The sequence below is a fragment of the Brevibacterium album DSM 18261 genome (genome assembly GCF_000426445.1).
In the GTDB taxonomy this organism is placed as follows: Bacteria; Actinomycetota; Actinomycetes; order Actinomycetales; family Brevibacteriaceae; genus Brevibacterium; species Brevibacterium album.
The window spans coordinates 880,490-895,630 of record NZ_AUFJ01000009.1; the positions used below are offsets into that span (position 1 = coordinate 880,490).

The 15,141-nt window shown below is 70.9% G+C and carries 15 protein-coding genes; 3 read left to right on the forward strand and 12 right to left on the reverse strand.

Annotated elements, in window-relative coordinates; all coding sequences use genetic code 11:
* Window positions 1–93: 93 nt before the first annotated feature.
* On the forward strand, window positions 94–1,050 hold the full coding sequence (locus tag K318_RS0103955) for an NAD(P)/FAD-dependent oxidoreductase (protein WP_029088520.1): 957 nt from the start codon (window positions 94–96) through the stop codon (window positions 1,048–1,050).
* A 65-nt stretch (window positions 1,051–1,115) separates the two neighbouring features.
* On the opposite strand, the gene K318_RS19245 is transcribed toward K318_RS0103955, so the two are convergent.
* Entirely contained in the window at window positions 1,116–1,274 is a 159-nt protein-coding gene (locus K318_RS19245) for a hypothetical protein (RefSeq protein ID WP_035280237.1), read from the reverse strand.
* Window positions 1,271–1,603: an ArsR/SmtB family transcription factor gene (locus K318_RS0103965; protein WP_029088521.1), complete on the reverse strand. Its 333-nt coding sequence runs from the start codon at window positions 1,601–1,603 to the stop codon at window positions 1,271–1,273. The genes K318_RS19245 and K318_RS0103965 overlap by 4 nt, the downstream gene beginning before the upstream one ends.
* Before the next feature lie 188 nt (window positions 1,604–1,791).
* On the opposite strand from K318_RS0103965, the gene K318_RS19250 reads away from it, so the two are divergent.
* Complete coding sequence (locus K318_RS19250; RefSeq protein WP_051297477.1) at window positions 1,792–2,514, forward strand: class I SAM-dependent methyltransferase; 723 nt, start codon at window positions 1,792–1,794, stop codon at window positions 2,512–2,514.
* Between the two features lie 168 nt (window positions 2,515–2,682).
* On the opposite strand, the gene K318_RS0103975 is transcribed toward K318_RS19250, so the two are convergent.
* The 7 genes from K318_RS0103975 to rpmB all read right to left on the reverse strand — a co-directional run bounded on the left by K318_RS0103975 (window position 2,683) and on the right by rpmB (window position 8,749).
* Entirely contained in the window at window positions 2,683–4,068 is a 1,386-nt protein-coding gene (locus tag K318_RS0103975) for an MFS transporter (protein ID WP_029088522.1), read from the reverse strand.
* 265 nt (window positions 4,069–4,333) lie between these two features.
* Window positions 4,334–6,598: a bifunctional copper resistance protein CopD/cytochrome c oxidase assembly protein gene (locus K318_RS19255; protein ID WP_245579745.1), complete on the reverse strand. Its 2,265-nt coding sequence runs from the start codon at window positions 6,596–6,598 to the stop codon at window positions 4,334–4,336.
* Window positions 6,595–7,446 carry a nitrilase-related carbon-nitrogen hydrolase gene (locus tag K318_RS0103985; protein WP_029088523.1) on the reverse strand — a complete coding sequence of 284 codons (852 nt, stop codon included), beginning with the start codon at window positions 7,444–7,446 and terminating at the stop codon, window positions 6,595–6,597. The genes K318_RS19255 and K318_RS0103985 overlap by 4 nt, the downstream gene beginning before the upstream one ends.
* Window positions 7,447–7,617: 171 nt before the next feature.
* On the reverse strand, window positions 7,618–7,908 hold the full coding sequence (locus K318_RS0103990; protein ID WP_029088524.1) for an HU family DNA-binding protein: 291 nt from the start codon (window positions 7,906–7,908) through the stop codon (window positions 7,618–7,620).
* A gap of 125 nt (window positions 7,909–8,033) precedes the next feature.
* Entirely contained in the window at window positions 8,034–8,339 is a 306-nt protein-coding gene (gene rpsN / locus K318_RS0103995) for a 30S ribosomal protein S14 (protein WP_029088525.1), read from the reverse strand.
* A 6-nt stretch (window positions 8,340–8,345) separates the two neighbouring features.
* Entirely contained in the window at window positions 8,346–8,513 is a 168-nt protein-coding gene (gene rpmG, locus K318_RS0104000) for a 50S ribosomal protein L33 (RefSeq protein WP_029088526.1), read from the reverse strand.
* Entirely contained in the window at window positions 8,513–8,749 is a 237-nt protein-coding gene (gene rpmB / locus K318_RS0104005; protein ID WP_029088527.1) for a 50S ribosomal protein L28, read from the reverse strand. The genes rpmG and rpmB overlap by 1 nt, the downstream gene beginning before the upstream one ends.
* A 924-nt stretch (window positions 8,750–9,673) precedes the next feature.
* On the opposite strand from rpmB, the gene K318_RS24565 reads away from it, so the two are divergent.
* A complete protein-coding gene (locus K318_RS24565; RefSeq protein ID WP_051297479.1) occupies window positions 9,674–10,903 on the forward strand; it encodes a hypothetical protein in 1,230 nt (409 codons plus the stop codon).
* Between the two features lie 207 nt (window positions 10,904–11,110).
* Here K318_RS24565 and K318_RS0104015 read toward each other — a convergent pair whose 3' ends face one another.
* From K318_RS0104015 to pdhA, 3 genes are read right to left on the reverse strand one after another with little or no spacing between them, the layout of a single operon-like run.
* On the reverse strand, window positions 11,111–12,619 hold the full coding sequence (locus K318_RS0104015; RefSeq protein WP_029088528.1) for a dihydrolipoamide acetyltransferase family protein: 1,509 nt from the start codon (window positions 12,617–12,619) through the stop codon (window positions 11,111–11,113).
* 9 nt (window positions 12,620–12,628) lie between these two features.
* Window positions 12,629–13,594 (reverse strand): alpha-ketoacid dehydrogenase subunit beta, encoded by a 966-nt coding sequence (locus K318_RS0104020; protein WP_035280620.1) that lies wholly within the window; start codon window positions 13,592–13,594, stop codon window positions 12,629–12,631.
* A gap of 44 nt (window positions 13,595–13,638) precedes the next feature.
* A complete protein-coding gene (gene pdhA, locus K318_RS0104025) occupies window positions 13,639–14,787 on the reverse strand; it encodes a pyruvate dehydrogenase (acetyl-transferring) E1 component subunit alpha (protein ID WP_029088530.1) in 1,149 nt (382 codons plus the stop codon).
* Window positions 14,788–15,141 lie beyond the last annotated feature (354 nt).

Here is a 15,141-nt window from a genome sequence, read left to right on the forward strand (position 1 = left end):
CGATCACGGGTACCCAGACGTCCGGTCGCACCTGATTTGCCAGATCCGCAAACGCCTTTGGCCTGTCGTCGCAATCGCCTGAGAATCGCTCTCATGACTACACAGAACCCCACCCTCGAATGGGATGCGATCATCGCCGGCGGCGGCGCCGCGGGCCTCTCCGCCGCCCTCATGCTCGGCCGGGCGCGGAGGCGAGTGCTCGTCGTGGACGCGGGCGCCCCCAGGAACCGCTTCGCCGCGCACATGCACGGCGTGCTCGGCAGCGAGGGCACCCCCCCGGGCGAGCTCGTGCGCCGCGGCCGGGAGGAATGCGCGGCATACGGCGTGCAGTTCGCCCAGGGCCGCATCGAAGACGTCGAGGAGACCGCAGGCGGACTGCGGCTGGTCCAGGAGAACGGCACCGCGCACACCGCCCGCGCCCTGATCGTCGCGACCGGGATCACCGATCTCCTCCCGGACGTCCGCGGCCTGGCCGAGCGTTGGGGGACGAGCGTGCTGCACTGCCCGTACTGCCACGGCTGGGAGGTCGCGGATCAGCGGCTCGGGGTGCTCGCGACGTCAGCGGCCTCCCTGCACCAGGCCCAGATGGTCCGCCAGTGGAGCGACCGCGTGACCCTGTTCTCCCACGCCGCCGGGGCCCTCGCCCCCGAAGCCGAGTCTCAGCTGCGAGCGCGCGATGTCGCGATCGTCACCGCACCGGTCACCGAGGTGCTCGGCGAGGGCACGGGCCTCACCGCCGTGCGCACGGCCGACGGAGAGGAGCATGCGGTGGACGCGATCTTCACCGCTGGCACACCGCAGCCGCATGACGGCTTCCTCTCTCGCCTCGGCCTCGACCGCGCCGGGCTGCCGTTCGGAACGGGCACCGCCCTCGCCGTGGACCAGACGGGGAAGACCAGCCACGGCCGGGTCTGGGCCGTCGGCAATGTCGTCAGCCCGATGGCGAACGTGCCGATGGTCATCGGCGCCGGCGCCTTCACCGGAGGTGCGGTCAACGGCGCCCTCGTCGCGGAGGACTTCGCACTCGCGGACGAGGTCAGCCGCACCTGAGGCGCGTACGAGAGGGGCGGGACGCGCAGATTCCGCGCGCCCCGCCCCTCTCGTACGCGGGGAGCTCAGTGCTCGTCGTAGTGATCGCCGTGGAGGGCGTGCTTGTGGCCGTCGTGCAGGTAGTCGACGTGATCGCCGTGCTGCACGGTCTCGTGGCCGCAGCCCTCGCCGTGCTGGTGCTCCTGGGTGGTGTGGTGGGCCTCGTGCGCGTCTGCTGCGGTCATGATGCGTCCTTTCGCGGGGGTTCGATGTCGGAACCTGCGGATGCAGGCTCGATCACATGGGCGAGAGCATCGGCGATCACGTGCGCGACATGGCGGTCCGCGATCTCGTAGACCACCTCCTTGCCCCGGCGCCGCGCGAGCACCAGATCAGCCTGCCGCAATGTGCGGAGGTGCTGGGAGACGAGAGGCTGGGACATGCCCGTCGCCTCGGACAGCGCCCCGACGGTGCGCGGCTCCCGTTCGACGATCCTCAGCAGGCCGAGCCTCGACTCGCTGCCGAGCACCTTGAACAGCCGAGCCGCCGCCGCGATCCCCGGTTCTGCGCCCATGACCTCATTCCATCACACATATGCACACTTTGCAATATGACTATAACTGCATGCGGAGGCAGTCGACTACCATCACTGATAGTCGATCTCATTACCTATGTGAGCGACGGCGGAACCCGACCCGGACACCTGGGCCCGGGACGGCTCGCTCCGCGCCCGCACGTCAGCGGCAGACGAAAGGACCCGCAGTGGACGACCCCTACGCAGCCACCGCAAGCGCCTACGACCTCTTCGCCCACCCCTACAGGAGACCGTGCGAATCCGCGCTCGGGGAGATCCTGCCCCGGCTCCGCCACGACCACGGCCCGGTCCTCGACATCGGTGCGGGCTCCGGCGCGAACGCCGCATTCGTCCTCGAGCACGCTCCCGAAGCCCGCATCGTGGCGCTGGAGCCCAGCCGCTCGATGCGGAGCCTCGCCCTGGGCCGCATCGCCGAGCACCCGGAATGGCATACCCGGATCACGGTGCGGCCCGAGGACTTCCTCGAGGCGACGCTGCCGGCCCGGCTGGGAGGCGCCCTCGCCATCGGCGTGCTGGGGCACTTCGACGCGGGCGAGCGCACGGGCGTCCTCGCGGAGCTCGCCGCGCGCCTGCCACGCGGCGGTGTCGCACTTCTCGACCTGCAGGAGCCCGCGCACCCGCGCCGGGTGGAGCCCTGCGAGTTCACCGCTGCGCAGATCGGCGAGATCGCCTATCGGGGCATCGCCGAGGCCTGGCCGGTGGGCGAGGAGGCGATGCGGTGGCGCATGACCTACCTCAGCCTCGAGGACGAGCGCGTGCTGACGGAGGAGACCGTCGAGCACGTCTATCACCACCCCTCCCCCGAGCGCTTCGCCGCCGAGGCCGCGGAGGCCGGATTCACGGTGCACCGGTTCCGGGACACGGTGCTGCGGATCCTCGAACGGCGCTGAGGAGAGCGGCGGGCACCCGGCGAGGCGGGCGGCGCGCAGAGAGGCCGAGGCCTGCGCACCTCGGCGGACGGCGCCCACAGGACCGCACCTGTGCGCCCCCGGCACACGCATCGGGGCCGGCTCGACGGATGTGCTGTCGGCCGGCCCGGACGCGCGGGGCTCAGATGCTCAGGCGCTCGGCAGGTCGTCGAGCTTGCCCTTGCGCTGCGCCACACGGGACTCGGCGTCCATGCGGTCGACCTCCATGAGGTCCACACCGCGGGTCTCGCGGGTGAAGAGGAGCGCCACGAGCGAGATCGCCGCAGCGATCGCGAGGTAGATCGCGATCGGCACCGAGGAGCCGAAGTCGCGCAGCAGCCAGGTGGCGATGATGGGAGCGAAGGAGCCCGCCACGATCGCCGTCACCTGGTAGCCCACCGAGACGCCCGAGTACCGCATGCGGGTGGGGAACATCTCCGACATGATGGCCGGCTGCCCCGCGTACATGAAGCCGTGGAAGATCAGGCCTGCGAGGATGCCGAGGAAGATCATGAGCGGCTCGCCCGTGTCGTAGAGCGGGAAGGCGAAGAAGCCCCAGGTGGCGGTGAGCAGGATGCCCACGAGGTACGGGGGCTTGCGCCCCACGATGTCGGTGAGCTTGCCGATGAGCGGCACGATCACGGCGTGGATCGCGTGCGCGCCCAGCAGCAGTCCGAGGATCTCGGCGCTCTCGATGCCCACCTGGATGGACAGGTAGGTGATGGTGAAGGTCACCACGAGGTAGTAGTGGATGTTCTCGACGAGACGCAGGCCCATGGCGCAGAACACGCCGCGCGGATAGCGCTTGACGACCTCGATCACGCCGTAGCCGGCGTCATCCTCCACGACCTCGGCCTGGGCCTCCTGGAAGATCGGGGCATCGGAGACGCGGGTGCGGATGTACCAGCCGATGATGACGATGACGGCGGAGAGCCAGAAGGCGATCCTCCAGCCCCACGAGAGGAACGCGGCCTCGGACAGCGTCGCGGTGAGGACGAACAGCACGCCGGTCGCAAGCAGATTGCCGAGCGGCACACCGGACTGCGGCCAGGACGCCCAGAACCCGCGGTCCTTGTTGGGCGAGTGCTCGGCCACGAGGAGCACCGCCCCGCCCCATTCGCCGCCCACCGCGAAGCCCTGGATGAACCGCAGGGTCACCAGGATGATGGGAGCCGCGTAGCCGATCTGGTCGAAGGTCGGCAGGCAGCCCATGAGGAAGGTGGAGACGCCCACGAGGATGATCGAGAGCTGCAGCAGCTTCTTGCGGCCGTGCTTGTCCCCGAAGTGGCCGAAGACGATGCCGCCCACAGGGCGGGCGATGAAGCCGATCGCGTAGGTCCCGAACGCCAGGATGATGGCGTCGAAGGGGTTGTCCGACTGCGGGAAGAGGATGTGGTTGAAGACCAGCGTCGCCGCCGAGGCGTAGAGGAAGAACTCGTACCATTCGACGACGGTGCCGGCCATGGAGGCGGCGACGACCTTCTGCAGCTGTGAGCGCTGCGAAGGCTGGCCGCTCGCCGTTGAGCCTGTGGACATGTCTGCTCCAGGAGAAGTGGGCGATGGACGTGCGCGCCCCGGTCCACGGTCCGCCTCACGCGGATCTGTGCGCCGACTGCGCTGTCGCCGGTTCCGCCGCCGCGGTTCCGTCGGAGGCGGGGGCTGCTGCCTCCCGCTCCTGCTGTACGGACAACCATCATGGGCCCTGGAGCACGGGTGATTCAAGACACACTGCCAGGAACCGCCCAGTTCCGTCCTGCAATTGCGCAGATGCCATGTGCGCTCCGCAGCCCGGCAGGGCCCGTCAGCGCGGGCGTCCGCCCGGAGCCGGAGGGGTGCCGCCCGGGCCGTGGGGCGCCTCCTCGTCGCGCGCGGCGAGCTTCTGCAGCATCTCGTTGTAGGCGGTGAGCTCGGCGTCCCCCGTCCGGTCCTCCGAACGATCCCTGCGCTTGGCCTCACGCGTGGAGGAGGTGAACCACTCCACCGCGAGGAGGACGGCCAGCGAGAGCGTCGGCAGCTCGCCGATCCCCCATGCGATCTCGCCGCCCACCATCTGGTCCTCGAGCGCGGAGAAGCCCCAGTCGTGGCCCGTGTTGCCGTACCAGTCACCCGCGATGAGGGCCTCGCCGGACATGATCGAGATCCCGAAGAAGGCGTGGAAGGCCATCGTGATGAGCAGGACCAGCAGGCGCACGGGGTACGGGAACCGCTTCACACCGGGGTCGATCCCGATGATCGACTGCGCGAACAGGTACCCGGCGGCGAGGAAGTGCACGATCATGATCTCGTGCCCCGCGTGGGTGTCCAGCGCGTAGTACATGATGCCCGAGTGGTAGAAGACGACGAGGGAGCCCGCGAAGTTCACCGCCGCGACGATGGGGTGCGCCCAGAAGCTCACGTACTTCGAGTGGACGAGGACGAGGACCCATTCGCGCAGGCCCCGCGAGCCGTCCCGTCGCGGCTTCAGCGCCCGCATGAGGAGAGTGATGGGCGCGCCGAGGACCATGGGCACGGGCGCGATCATCACGAGCGCCATGTGCTGGATCATGTGCCCGGAGAACAGCACGTGGCCGTAGACCGCCACGCCGCCGCTCGTGATGTAGAAGAGCACGGCCATGCCGGCCACCCAGCAGATCGTCCGCCCCGTCGACCAGTGATCCCCCCGTGCGCGCAGCCGCATGACGGCGGCGAGGTAGAGCACAGTGGCGCCCACCGTGATCACCACCCAGATGGGATCCATGCGCCACTCCGTGAAGTAGGTGGCCCAGCTGGGCGGAGGCGGCAGCGGCTCGCCCGTGAGGAGTTCGGCGGCGGTGGGAGCCGCGGGCGCCTCGTCCGGCACGGGCGGGGCCGTCCGCGACAGCACGACGCCCAGCGCGCTCACGGCGCCGAACACGGCCGCCTCCACGAGCACCAGCCGCCAGAACAGCGCCGAGGCCGCACGGCTGCCCGCTCCGGCCTCGGCGGCGCGGCCCTTCCCCGCAGCCCCGCCCGCCGTGCCCGAGGAGGTAGCCGCTCCCGAGGCCGCTGCACCGCCGGCAGCCGCGCCCCGCCCGAGGAGGGGGCCCAGCAGGCCGGAATCGGCCTCGGCGCCGGGGAGCCGGCTGAGCACGGACCGGCGGTGGAGCCAGCCGAGCACACCGAGCAGGAGCGTGAGCGCGAGCTTCGCCACGAGCACGAGCCCGTAGGGGGTGCCCCACCAGTCCGCGAGGGTGCGCACGCGCAGGGAGCCGTTGACCAGACCGGAGTAGAAGACGAGGCAGAAGGCGATGAGCGCCATCGTGGAGTACCGGCCCACGATCACGCCCATGTCAGGGCGCCGGCTCAGTCCCGGGGCGAGCAGGCAGAGGACGACGAGGCCACCGGCCCACAGCACGACGCCCAGCAGGTGCACCGCGAGGCTGCCCACCGCCTGAGTGTGCCCCGAGGCCTCCGCGGAATGGCCCATGAGTGCGAGGAGTCCGATCGGCAGCGCGGAGAAGACCAGCGCGGCGGCCACGCCGGCATAGGAGCGGAAGGCGAACACGCACAGGTTCGCGACCGCCACGAGCGCGGTGATGCCCAGCCACACCTGCCCCAGGGGGATGACCGTGATGAACGACCACAGCTGGCCGGAGAGATCGCCCTGGTAGGCCGCGCTGCCCGCGGTGTCGATGTAGCTGAAGATGAGGACGGCCACGCTGGAGAGCGCCCAGAGCGCCGAGGCCGCCTGCGCCACTGCGAGCAGGCGCAGCCAGTCGGGGTCGAGGCCTCCCTTCCGGCCCTGCGTGCGCGGGAGCACGAGGACGGCGAGCACGAGGGCGGCCACCGTGAGGGACATCGCCGTGTTGAAGACGAACTCCGCGGTCGGCAGACCCCAGCGGCCCAGCGGACCGGAATCGCCGATGACGGTGGGAGCCGCGGCACCTGTGAGCACGAGCGCGACCGAGCCGACGACGGCGCCCAGGAGCAGGAAGAGCGGCAGTGCGGCGATGCGAGCGGCGGCCGCGCGCGCATCGGAGGCTCCGGTGGCTTCCGCGGGGGCGGCGGGCTTCGCTGGGCGGGTGCGCCCCGATGCGGCAGGGGTCACAGGCGACGGTCGCCGAGCGCGGGGAAGCCGCTGCGGCGCTGGTCGACGGACTCGAGGTCGAGCTCGGCGGTGAGGATCGTCTCCTCCGGACCGGCCTGGGCGAGGACGTCCCCGGCGGCGTCGATGATCGCGGAGTGACCGCCCATCTGCGTGCGCGCGTGGTAGCCGGCCGAGTTCACCGCGACCATGGCGCAGAAGTCCTCCGCGGCCCGGGCGCGTGCGAACAGGCTCCAGTGGTCCACCCGCGGGGCAGGCCACGCGGCGGGCACGACGAAGACCTCGGCGCCGGCGTCGAGGAGGCCGCGGAACAGCTCGGGGAAGCGGAGGTCGTAGCACGTGGCCAGGCCCAGTCGGACGGTGCGCCCGTCCGCCTCGATGTCCGCCGTCACGAGCTCCTCCCCCGGTGCGAGGATCTTCGGCTCACCGCTGCCGAACCCGAACCGGTGGATCTTGCGGTAGTGCGCGATCACCTCGCCGTCGGGCGCGATGAGGATCGAGGTGTTCCAGAGGCCGCGCTCCTCATCGGGCAGCTCCGGGAGGCGCATGACGTCGTGGCCGACCGCGGCCAGGCGCTCCAGCGCCCGCGGGCTCGCCTCGATGATCGAGCCCATGTGCAGGTACGCGCCCATCCCGCGGGCCGCCTCCTGCATGGCCTGCACCGTGGGGCCCTCCAGCGTCTCCGCGCGCTCACCCCAGTGCCGCACCCCGAACCCGGTGGGCTGCCACAGCTCCGGCAGGACGATGAGGTCGCTGCGGCGCTGCGTGGCGATGAGCGAGGCGGCGCGGCTGACGCGGTCGGCGGGGGATTCCGCGTCCCCGTATCCGAGCTGGATGGCTGAGATGCGCATGGGGCCAGGATACGCGCCGGCCCTGAGCGGCGGAGAAGCGGGGCGCTCCGGCGGAGGCGTTCCGCACGAGAGGGTGCAGCGCACGCACCGTGTGGCCGCCTTGTCCGCCCCGCAACGAGAACGAGCGCCCGCACCCCTGAGGGGTGCGGGCGCTCATTCAGCGCGAAGGACTCAGTTCGAGGGCGAGCCTGCGGCTGCCTTCAGCTTGGAACCCGCCGAGAGCTTCACGGAGTATCCCGCGGGGATCTCGATCTCAGCACCGGTCTGGGGGTTGCGGCCCTTGCGAGCGGCACGCTCGGTGCGCTCGACGGCCAGCCAACCCGGGATGGTCAGCTTCTCGCCGGCGGCGACGGCCTCGGTGAAGGACTCGAAGACGCCGTCGAGGACGTCGGAGACCTGCTTCTGCGTGAGGCCCGACTTCTCTGCGACCTCTGCGACAAGCTCGCTGCGGTTCTTGGCCATGTGTGTGTCCTCCTTCAGGACGGTGTGCGGCTGTCTGTGCGGTGAATGCGGATTCCGCAACCGATGCTGAAACTACCAGACCGGTCCGCGCGCTCCCTGGGCGACGCGGCGGAATCCACAGGAGATCACCAGCTGGACTTGGTGATGCCGGGCAGCTCGCCGTTGTGCGCCATCTGGCGGAAGCGCACGCGGGAGAGACCGAACTTGCGGAGGTAGCCGCGCGGGCGGCCGTCAACCTGGTCGCGGTTGCGCAGACGGACCGGGGAGGCGTTGCGCGGGAGCTTCTGCAGCCCCAGGCGTGCCTCCTCGCGCTGCTCATCGGTGCTTTCGGGGCTCACGAGCTGGCGCTTGAGGGCCACACGGCGCTCCGCGTAGCGCTCGACGAGCTCCTGCCGCTGCTTCTCGCGGGCGATCTTGGACTTCTTTGCCATGTGGGCTCAGCGCTCCTCTCGGAAATCGACGTGCTTGCGGACCTTGGGGTCGTACTTCTTGAGCACGATGCGGTCCGGGTTGTTGCGGCGGTTCTTGCGGGTCACGTAGGTGTACCCGGTGCCGGCAGTCGACTTGAGCTTGATGATGGGGCGAATGTCCTGTGCCTTGGCCATCAGAGCTTCACTCCCTTGGCGATCAGTTCGTTCACGACTGCGTCGATGCCGCGCGCGTCGATGACCTTGATGCCCTTGGCGGACAGCGTGAGGGTCACGTTCTTGCGGAGCGAAGGAACGTAGTAGCGCTTCTTCTGGATGTTGGGGTCGAAGCGGCGCTTGGTGCGACGGTTCGAGTGGGACACATTGTGTCCGAAACCGGGAGTGGTCCCGGTCACTTGGCAGACAGCTGCCATGACTTCCTCCAGTTCGACAGTTGGCGGTGCGCGGTCTCCGCGAGGTCCGCGGCCGGCGAGGCCGCTTCGACGCAGAGCGCCTCACACCGTAGACATCAGCACAGCGGTCACCGGGATGCGGCTCCCGCACGCCGGCTCGGGCGCGCCTGCGGAGTCGCGGATCGGTGATGTGGATGCACCCGGTGCGGGTGTGCGGACGCGCTCCGCCGGGCGGCGGGGCGCGCGATGTCTCACCAGCGCTGAAGACGAAGCCTGTGAGAGAGGGGCCTGTCATTGGTGCAGCGCTCAATGAGCACGTGCAGCGCAGGGCCCACACACATCCCCACCCGACTGCCGGACACCTGAGCGCCGGTGAGCGGAGCGGGACTGTGCATCGGCACAGCACTGCGATCACAACAGTCGACGATTCTATTGCGGGCGAGGCCCTCGCGGCAAGTCGCCCCACCCGCTTCCCCGCCTCACCCGTCGGGCGAGCGGCTCCCACGGCACATGGCGCCGTCGCATGAGCGGTTTGTGCTGGATCTGGACCCCGAATACGACACGAACCGCTCACTCGTGGGGGAGCAGCGCTGGGTGCGGCGCCGAGGCGATGCGGCGGTCACCTGCGCGTGTTGCCGCCCTTCCCCCGCCGTGCCAGAGTGAGACCATGAACAGCCAGTGCTGCGCGCCGCACCGGGACGGGACCTTGGCGGTGTCCGCGTGAGCTCCCCCGACGGTTCGGGGTCCCCCCGTCCCCGCATCCGCAAGGCGCACAGCGACCACACTGCGTTCAGCACACCCGTGCCGAGCGGTTCCGGCGCCTCCGGCCCATGGCCAGCGGCCGCAGGCCACGGCGGCGCGAGTGCCCCAGGCGCGGGGTCCACGGGCTCGGCACCGGCGGCCGCCGCTCATGCGGGGCCGGGCACCGCGGGCTCCAGCGCCGGAGTGCCTGCACCGTCCGGCTCGCCCTTCGCGTGGGCCGGCCCCGCGAGCGCGTCCCAGGCCGGTCGCGACCGACCGGTCACAGCGCACGACGGCACGCCAATCGCCGCGTCCGATCCCGGCACGGCGGGATTCTGGTACGGTCCGGACGCCGTCCTCCGCTACCGCGGGACCGACGGCCTCGAGTACTTCCTGCGCGACGACCTGCACTACCTGCCCCTGAGCGCGCTGACCGCGGCCGATCTGCAGGCCGCTGCCGCCGCGGGCGTCCCCTTCGCCTCGGCTGCGCCACCGGGAGCGCCGCCGCACCCGGGGCAGTCGCCCTCCGCCGCCGACGACCACTCCACGTACTACGAGTACATCGCGCACCATTCGGGCAGGACGCCCACGGTGCCCTCTGCCGGACCGCGGACCGGCCAGGGAGGCGGTGCCGCCGGTGCGGGCAGCGTGCCCGGGGGCGGCTCGGACGACGGCGCATTCGGCACGGCCGGGACAGGACCTCACGGCGCTGCCGGCCTCTCCGCACAGCCGTACGGCTCCGGAGAGCAGGGCCCCGGGAAGTACGGACCGCAGCCGTACGGACAGTACGGGGCACAGACGCACGCTGCGGCGCCGGGCAGTGACGCGCATGCTCCGCAGGAACGGCGCGCCAGGAGGCGCGGGGTCGTGTGGGGCCTCGTGGGCTTCGGCCTCGTCGTCGTGGTCGCAGCCGCACTCGGCCTGGTCCTCGGCAGCCCCGGGGGCGGCATGCAGGCCACGGAGCTCGACCCGCCCGCCGCGGAGGAGACGGAGAAGAGCTCCGACAGCCCGCGCCCCGAGCCCTCCGAGGGCGGCGGCAGCACCGCTCCGGCTCCGCCTGCGGAACAGCTCGACGCCCATGTCGCCGAGGGGACGCGCATCGCCGAGGCCGAGCTCGCCGAGACCTGGGTGGTCCAGCTCAGTGCCAAGAAGCCCGGGCTCGAGACCAGCGGGCAGACGTGGACGGAAGCGGCCATCCTCGCCGAGTTCGAGGAGAACAGGCGGCGGTACCCCGAGGCCGTCATGCTGTGGAGCGGCGACTGGCAGAGCTTCAAGATGGGCGACTACTGGATCACCGTGCTCGCCGAGCCCTACGACAGCCCCGAGGACGCCCTCGCGAAGTGCACCTCCCTCGGGATCGACCGCGACAACTGCTATGCGAAGAAGCTCTCGACCGTCGAGGGCCCCGAGGACACGACCCGGCTCAACGACTGAGCGCGGAACCCGGAGCAGCCAGGAGCGCAGCTCCGCCCCGACGTTCGCGAAAGCTCAGCATCTGCACGCAACAGCGTGACCCTCCTGAGGACTCGCGGTGGGACAGCCCCGATGACCGCGAAAGCTCGGGTGCGCCGCGCACTTGCGCGATGCACCCGAGCTTTCATGCTCACGAGGTTATGCGAACTGCGCGTGAGCGGTGAGCGCTCAGTCCAGGAGCACCGTGGGATCCTCGAGGGCATCGGCGACATCGCGGAGGAACTTCGAGATCGTCTCGCCGTCCACCACGCGGTGGTCGGCCGAGACGGCCAGCGTCATGACCTCGCGCGCGACGATCTCGTCGTCCACCACCCACGGCTTCTTCACGATCCGCCCAGCGGCCACGATCGCGGTCTCGCCCGGGTTGATGATGGGCGTGCCCCAGTCCACCCCGAACACACCCACATTGGTCACGGTGATGGTGCCTCCGGCCTGGGCGGCGGGGGTCGTCCTGCCCGCCCGCGCCGTCTCCACGAGCTCGCCGAGCTCCAGCGCGAGCTGCGCGAGGCCGAGCTCATCCGCGTCCTTGATGTTGGGCACGAGCAGACCCCGCGGCGTGGCCGCGGCGATCCCCAGGTTCACGTAGTTCCGCACCGTGATCGTCTCGCCGTCGAGGCGCGCGTTCATGTGCGGATGCCTCCGCGCCGCCCACGCCACCGCCTTGGCGATGATGAGCAGCGGCGAGACCCGGACCTCGGCACCCAGACGCTTGGTGGCCTTGAGTCTGCGGACGAGGTCCATCATGCCGGTGACGTCGATCTCGACGCCCTCGGTGACGTGCGGCGCGGTGAACGCGGAGCTCACCATCGCATTCGCCATGACCTTGCGCACACCCTTGAGCGGCACCTGCTCCTCGCGCGCGGCAGTCGGCCGTACGGCGCCGCCGAGGCCTGAGCCCGTTCCCGAGGCCTGTGCGCCTGCACCCGCGCCGCTGAGTCCTGCACCCGCCGCGGGAGCCGATTCCCCCGCCTCGGGAGCGGCGGCGACACCGGGCTGGGGCCCGGCCGCCTCGGCGAAGGAGCGCAGATCAGCGCGCGTGACCTCGCCGCGCTCACCCGTCGCAGGCACGGCCGCCAGGTCGATGCCGAGATCCTTCGCGAGCTTGCGCACGGGCGGCTTCGCGAGCGGCCGGGAGGCGGCGACGTCGGCACCCGCGGACGCAGGCGCCGAGGCGGCCTCACTCGCGGCCTGTGCTCCGGCGAGGGCCGAAGCAGCACCGGCGGCGCCCGCGGCAGAGGCCTCGGCGGGCTTCCTGCGCGGACGGCGCTTCGAGGAGCCGCTCACGGCGCCGTAGCCCACCAGGGTGGCCCCTGAGGCGGCTTCGTCGGCGGCCGGTGCGGCATCGCCTGCGCCCGTGGACGCGGCCGCGTCGCCCTCGTCCCCGGCGACCGCCTCGGCGGCGGGCATGTCCGGACCGCCCGCGGTTCCCTGCGTGTCCACATCCGCGCCGAAGCGCACGATGGGCGAGCCCACGTCCACGGTGTCGCCCTCGGCGACGAGCAGCTCGGCGATGACCCCCGCCTGCGGGCTGGGCAGCTCCACGAGCGATTTGGCGGTCTCGATCTCGACGAGGATCTGGTTGACGGTCACGGTGTCGCCCTCGGCGACCTTCCACGCGACGATATCTGCTTCGGTGAGGCCCTCCCCCGGATCGGGGAGGAGGAAGACGTCAGACATGGGGTCCTTTCAGCAGTCCAGCGCGCGGTCGACGGCGTCGAGGATGCGGTCGAGGTCCGGCAGGTAGTGGCTCTCCAGCTTGGACGGCGGGTACGGCGAGTGGAACCCGCCCACGCGCAGCACCGGGGACTCCAGGTGGAAGAAGCAGCGTTCGGTGATCCGGGCCGCGATCTCCGCACCGAGCCCCAGGAACACGGGCGCTTCGTGTGCGACGACGAGACGGCCGGTGCGCCTGACCGAGTCCTCGAGGGTGTCGAAGTCGACCGGGCTGAGGCTGCGCAGGTCGATGACCTCGACGCTTGCGCCCTCCTCGGCCTTGGCGGCGGCGACGTCGAGCGCGGTGGGCACGAGCGGTCCGTAGGCCAGCAGCGTGAGGTCCGTGCCCGGACGCACGATCTGTGCGGACCCGCCCACGAGCCCGCGGTCGGCGGTGTCGACCTCGCCCTTCATCCAGTAGCGGCGCTTGGGCTCGAAGAACATCACGGGATCCTCGGAGCGGACGGCCTCCTGGATCATCCAGTAGGCGTCGTGCGCGTTCGCGGGTGTCATGAGGCGCAGACCCGCGTGGTGGGCGAAGACCGCCTCGGGGCTCTCCGAGTGGTGCTCGGGGGAGCCGATCCCGCCGCCGTAGGGCACGCGGATGACGAGCGGGACGTTCTCCCTGCCCGCGGTGCGCGCGTTGAGCTTCGCGACCTGGGTGACGATCTGGTCGTACGCGGGGAAGATGAAGGCGTCGAACTGGATCTCGATCACGGGTCGGTAGCCCCGGATCGCCATGCCGATCGAGGTGCCCACGATGCCGGACTCCGCGAGCGGGGAGTCGATGACGCGGCGCTCCCCGAAGTCCTTCTGGAGGCCCTCCGTCACGCGGAAGACGCCGCCGAGCTTTCCGATGTCCTCCCCGATGAGCACCACCTTCGGATCGTCCTCCATCGCCTTGCGCAGGCCCGCCGTGATGGCCTTGGCCAGCGGCATCGTCTGCACGGAGGTGCTCTGTTCAGCTGTGGTCGTCACGTCCGTCAGCCCCTCCCGTCTGCATCGGCGAACGAGTCCAGATAGGCGAGGTACTCCTCGCGCTCGGCCTCGACCAGCGAGTGCGGCTCGCGGTACACGTGCGCGAACAGCGATGCGACCTCCGGCGCCTGCATCTCCACGCAGGCGGCGCGGATGCGCGCGGCCAGCTGGTCGGCCTCCGCATCGACGGCGGCGAACTCGTCCTTGCTCACCCCCTCGTTCAGCAGGTAGCGGCGCACGCGGGCGATGGGATCCTTGGCCGCCCAGGCCTCGGTCTCCGCCCCGCTGCGGTAGCGCGTGGGGTCGTCCGCCGTGGTGTGCGCGCCCATGCGGTAGGTGAACGCCTCGATGAGCATGGGGCCGTTGCCGGCGCGGATCGAGTCCGCGCTCGCACGCGCCACGGCGTAGGAGGCGAGGACGTCGTTGCCGTCCACGCGGATGCCGGGCACGCCGAACCCGCGGCCGCGGGTGAACAGCGGCGCCGGGGTCTGGACGTCCGTGGGCTCCGAGATGGCCCACTGGTTGTTCTGGCAGTAGAAGAGCACCGGGGCGTTGAATGCGCCCGCGAAGGTGAGCCCCTCCGAGACATCGCCCTGCGAGGAGGCGCCGTCGCCGAAGCACGCGACCGCGATCGAATCGCGCTCGAGATCGCCGGTGCCCACATCGCCGTCCAGCTGGATGCCCATCCCGTAGCCCGTGGCGTGCAGCACCTGGGAGCCGATGACGATGGTGTACGTGTGGAAGCGGTTCTCCTGCGGATCCCAGCCGCCGTGCGTCTGGCCGCGGAACATCCCCAGCAGCTGGACGGGGTCGATCCCGCGCGTCCAGGCGAGTCCGTGCTCGCGGTAGGTGGGGAAGACGAAGTCCTGGGGCCGCAGCGCGCGGCCGAGGCCGATCTGCGCGGCCTCCTGGCCCTGGCAGGGCGCCCACAGGCCCAGCTGGCCCTGGCGCTGGAGTGCATTCCCCTCGGCGTCCACCCGGCGGACGAGGACCATGTCGCGGTAGAAGCCGAAGAGGTCCTGGGTCGTGAGCTCGGCGGCGAAGGCGTCGTACTCGCCGGAGCTGACGCGCTCCCCCTCGGGGGTGAGCATCTGGATCATGCGCGGATCAACCTGCCTCTTCGCAGCCGATCCCGCAGTAAGGTCGGATGTCATCGTGTACTCCTCATCAGCGTGTTCGCGCCCGGGTGCGGGCTCGAAACGGTCGATGGCGGGATCCCCGCGGATCTGCGGTGACCCCTCGTGATGTGTTTCACATTGTGGTCACACAATACCCTCGCGCCCGGGCCGTGCCAAACTGCGCGCCCCTCCGGTCCCGGCAGGCCGCACGGACCCGGCCGGGGCCGAAACCGGGCTGGCCCGACTCGGCCGAGAGGGCATCCGCCGTCTCGTTCTGACTTCGACGCTAGGCGCGGCGCGCGGACGTGTGGAGAGTGAGCACAGCCCTGGGCGGAGGCAGGTGGGTTCGAGCACAAGAGCTCCGACGTCATAGTTTTACGTCCGAGTATT

Coding starts and splice junctions, on each gene's coding strand:
- rpmB (WP_029088527.1), bottom strand. CDS start 8,749: ATGGCAGCTGTCTGCCAAGTGACCGGGACCACTCCCGGTTTCGGACAC.
- K318_RS19245 (WP_035280237.1), bottom strand. CDS start 1,274: ATGACCGCAGCAGACGCGCACGAGGCCCACCACACCACCCAGGAGCAC.
- K318_RS0103965 (WP_029088521.1), bottom strand. CDS start 1,603: ATGGGCGCAGAACCGGGGATCGCGGCGGCGGCTCGGCTGTTCAAGGTG.
- rpmG (WP_029088526.1), bottom strand. CDS start 8,513: ATGGCCAAGGCACAGGACATTCGCCCCATCATCAAGCTCAAGTCGACT.
- K318_RS0103985 (WP_029088523.1), bottom strand. CDS start 7,446: ATGCGCATCTCAGCCATCCAGCTCGGATACGGGGACGCGGAATCCCCC.
- K318_RS0104020 (WP_035280620.1), bottom strand. CDS start 13,594: ATGCCGCTGGCCAAGGCCATCACGGCGGGCCTGCGCAAGGCGATGGAG.
- pdhA (WP_029088530.1), bottom strand. CDS start 14,787: ATGACATCCGACCTTACTGCGGGATCGGCTGCGAAGAGGCAGGTTGAT.
- K318_RS0103955 (WP_029088520.1), top strand. CDS start 94: ATGACTACACAGAACCCCACCCTCGAATGGGATGCGATCATCGCCGGC.
- K318_RS0104015 (WP_029088528.1), bottom strand. CDS start 12,619: ATGTCTGACGTCTTCCTCCTCCCCGATCCGGGGGAGGGCCTCACCGAA.
- K318_RS0103990 (WP_029088524.1), bottom strand. CDS start 7,908: ATGGCCAAGAACCGCAGCGAGCTTGTCGCAGAGGTCGCAGAGAAGTCG.
- K318_RS0103975 (WP_029088522.1), bottom strand. CDS start 4,068: ATGTCCACAGGCTCAACGGCGAGCGGCCAGCCTTCGCAGCGCTCACAG.
- rpsN (WP_029088525.1), bottom strand. CDS start 8,339: ATGGCAAAGAAGTCCAAGATCGCCCGCGAGAAGCAGCGGCAGGAGCTC.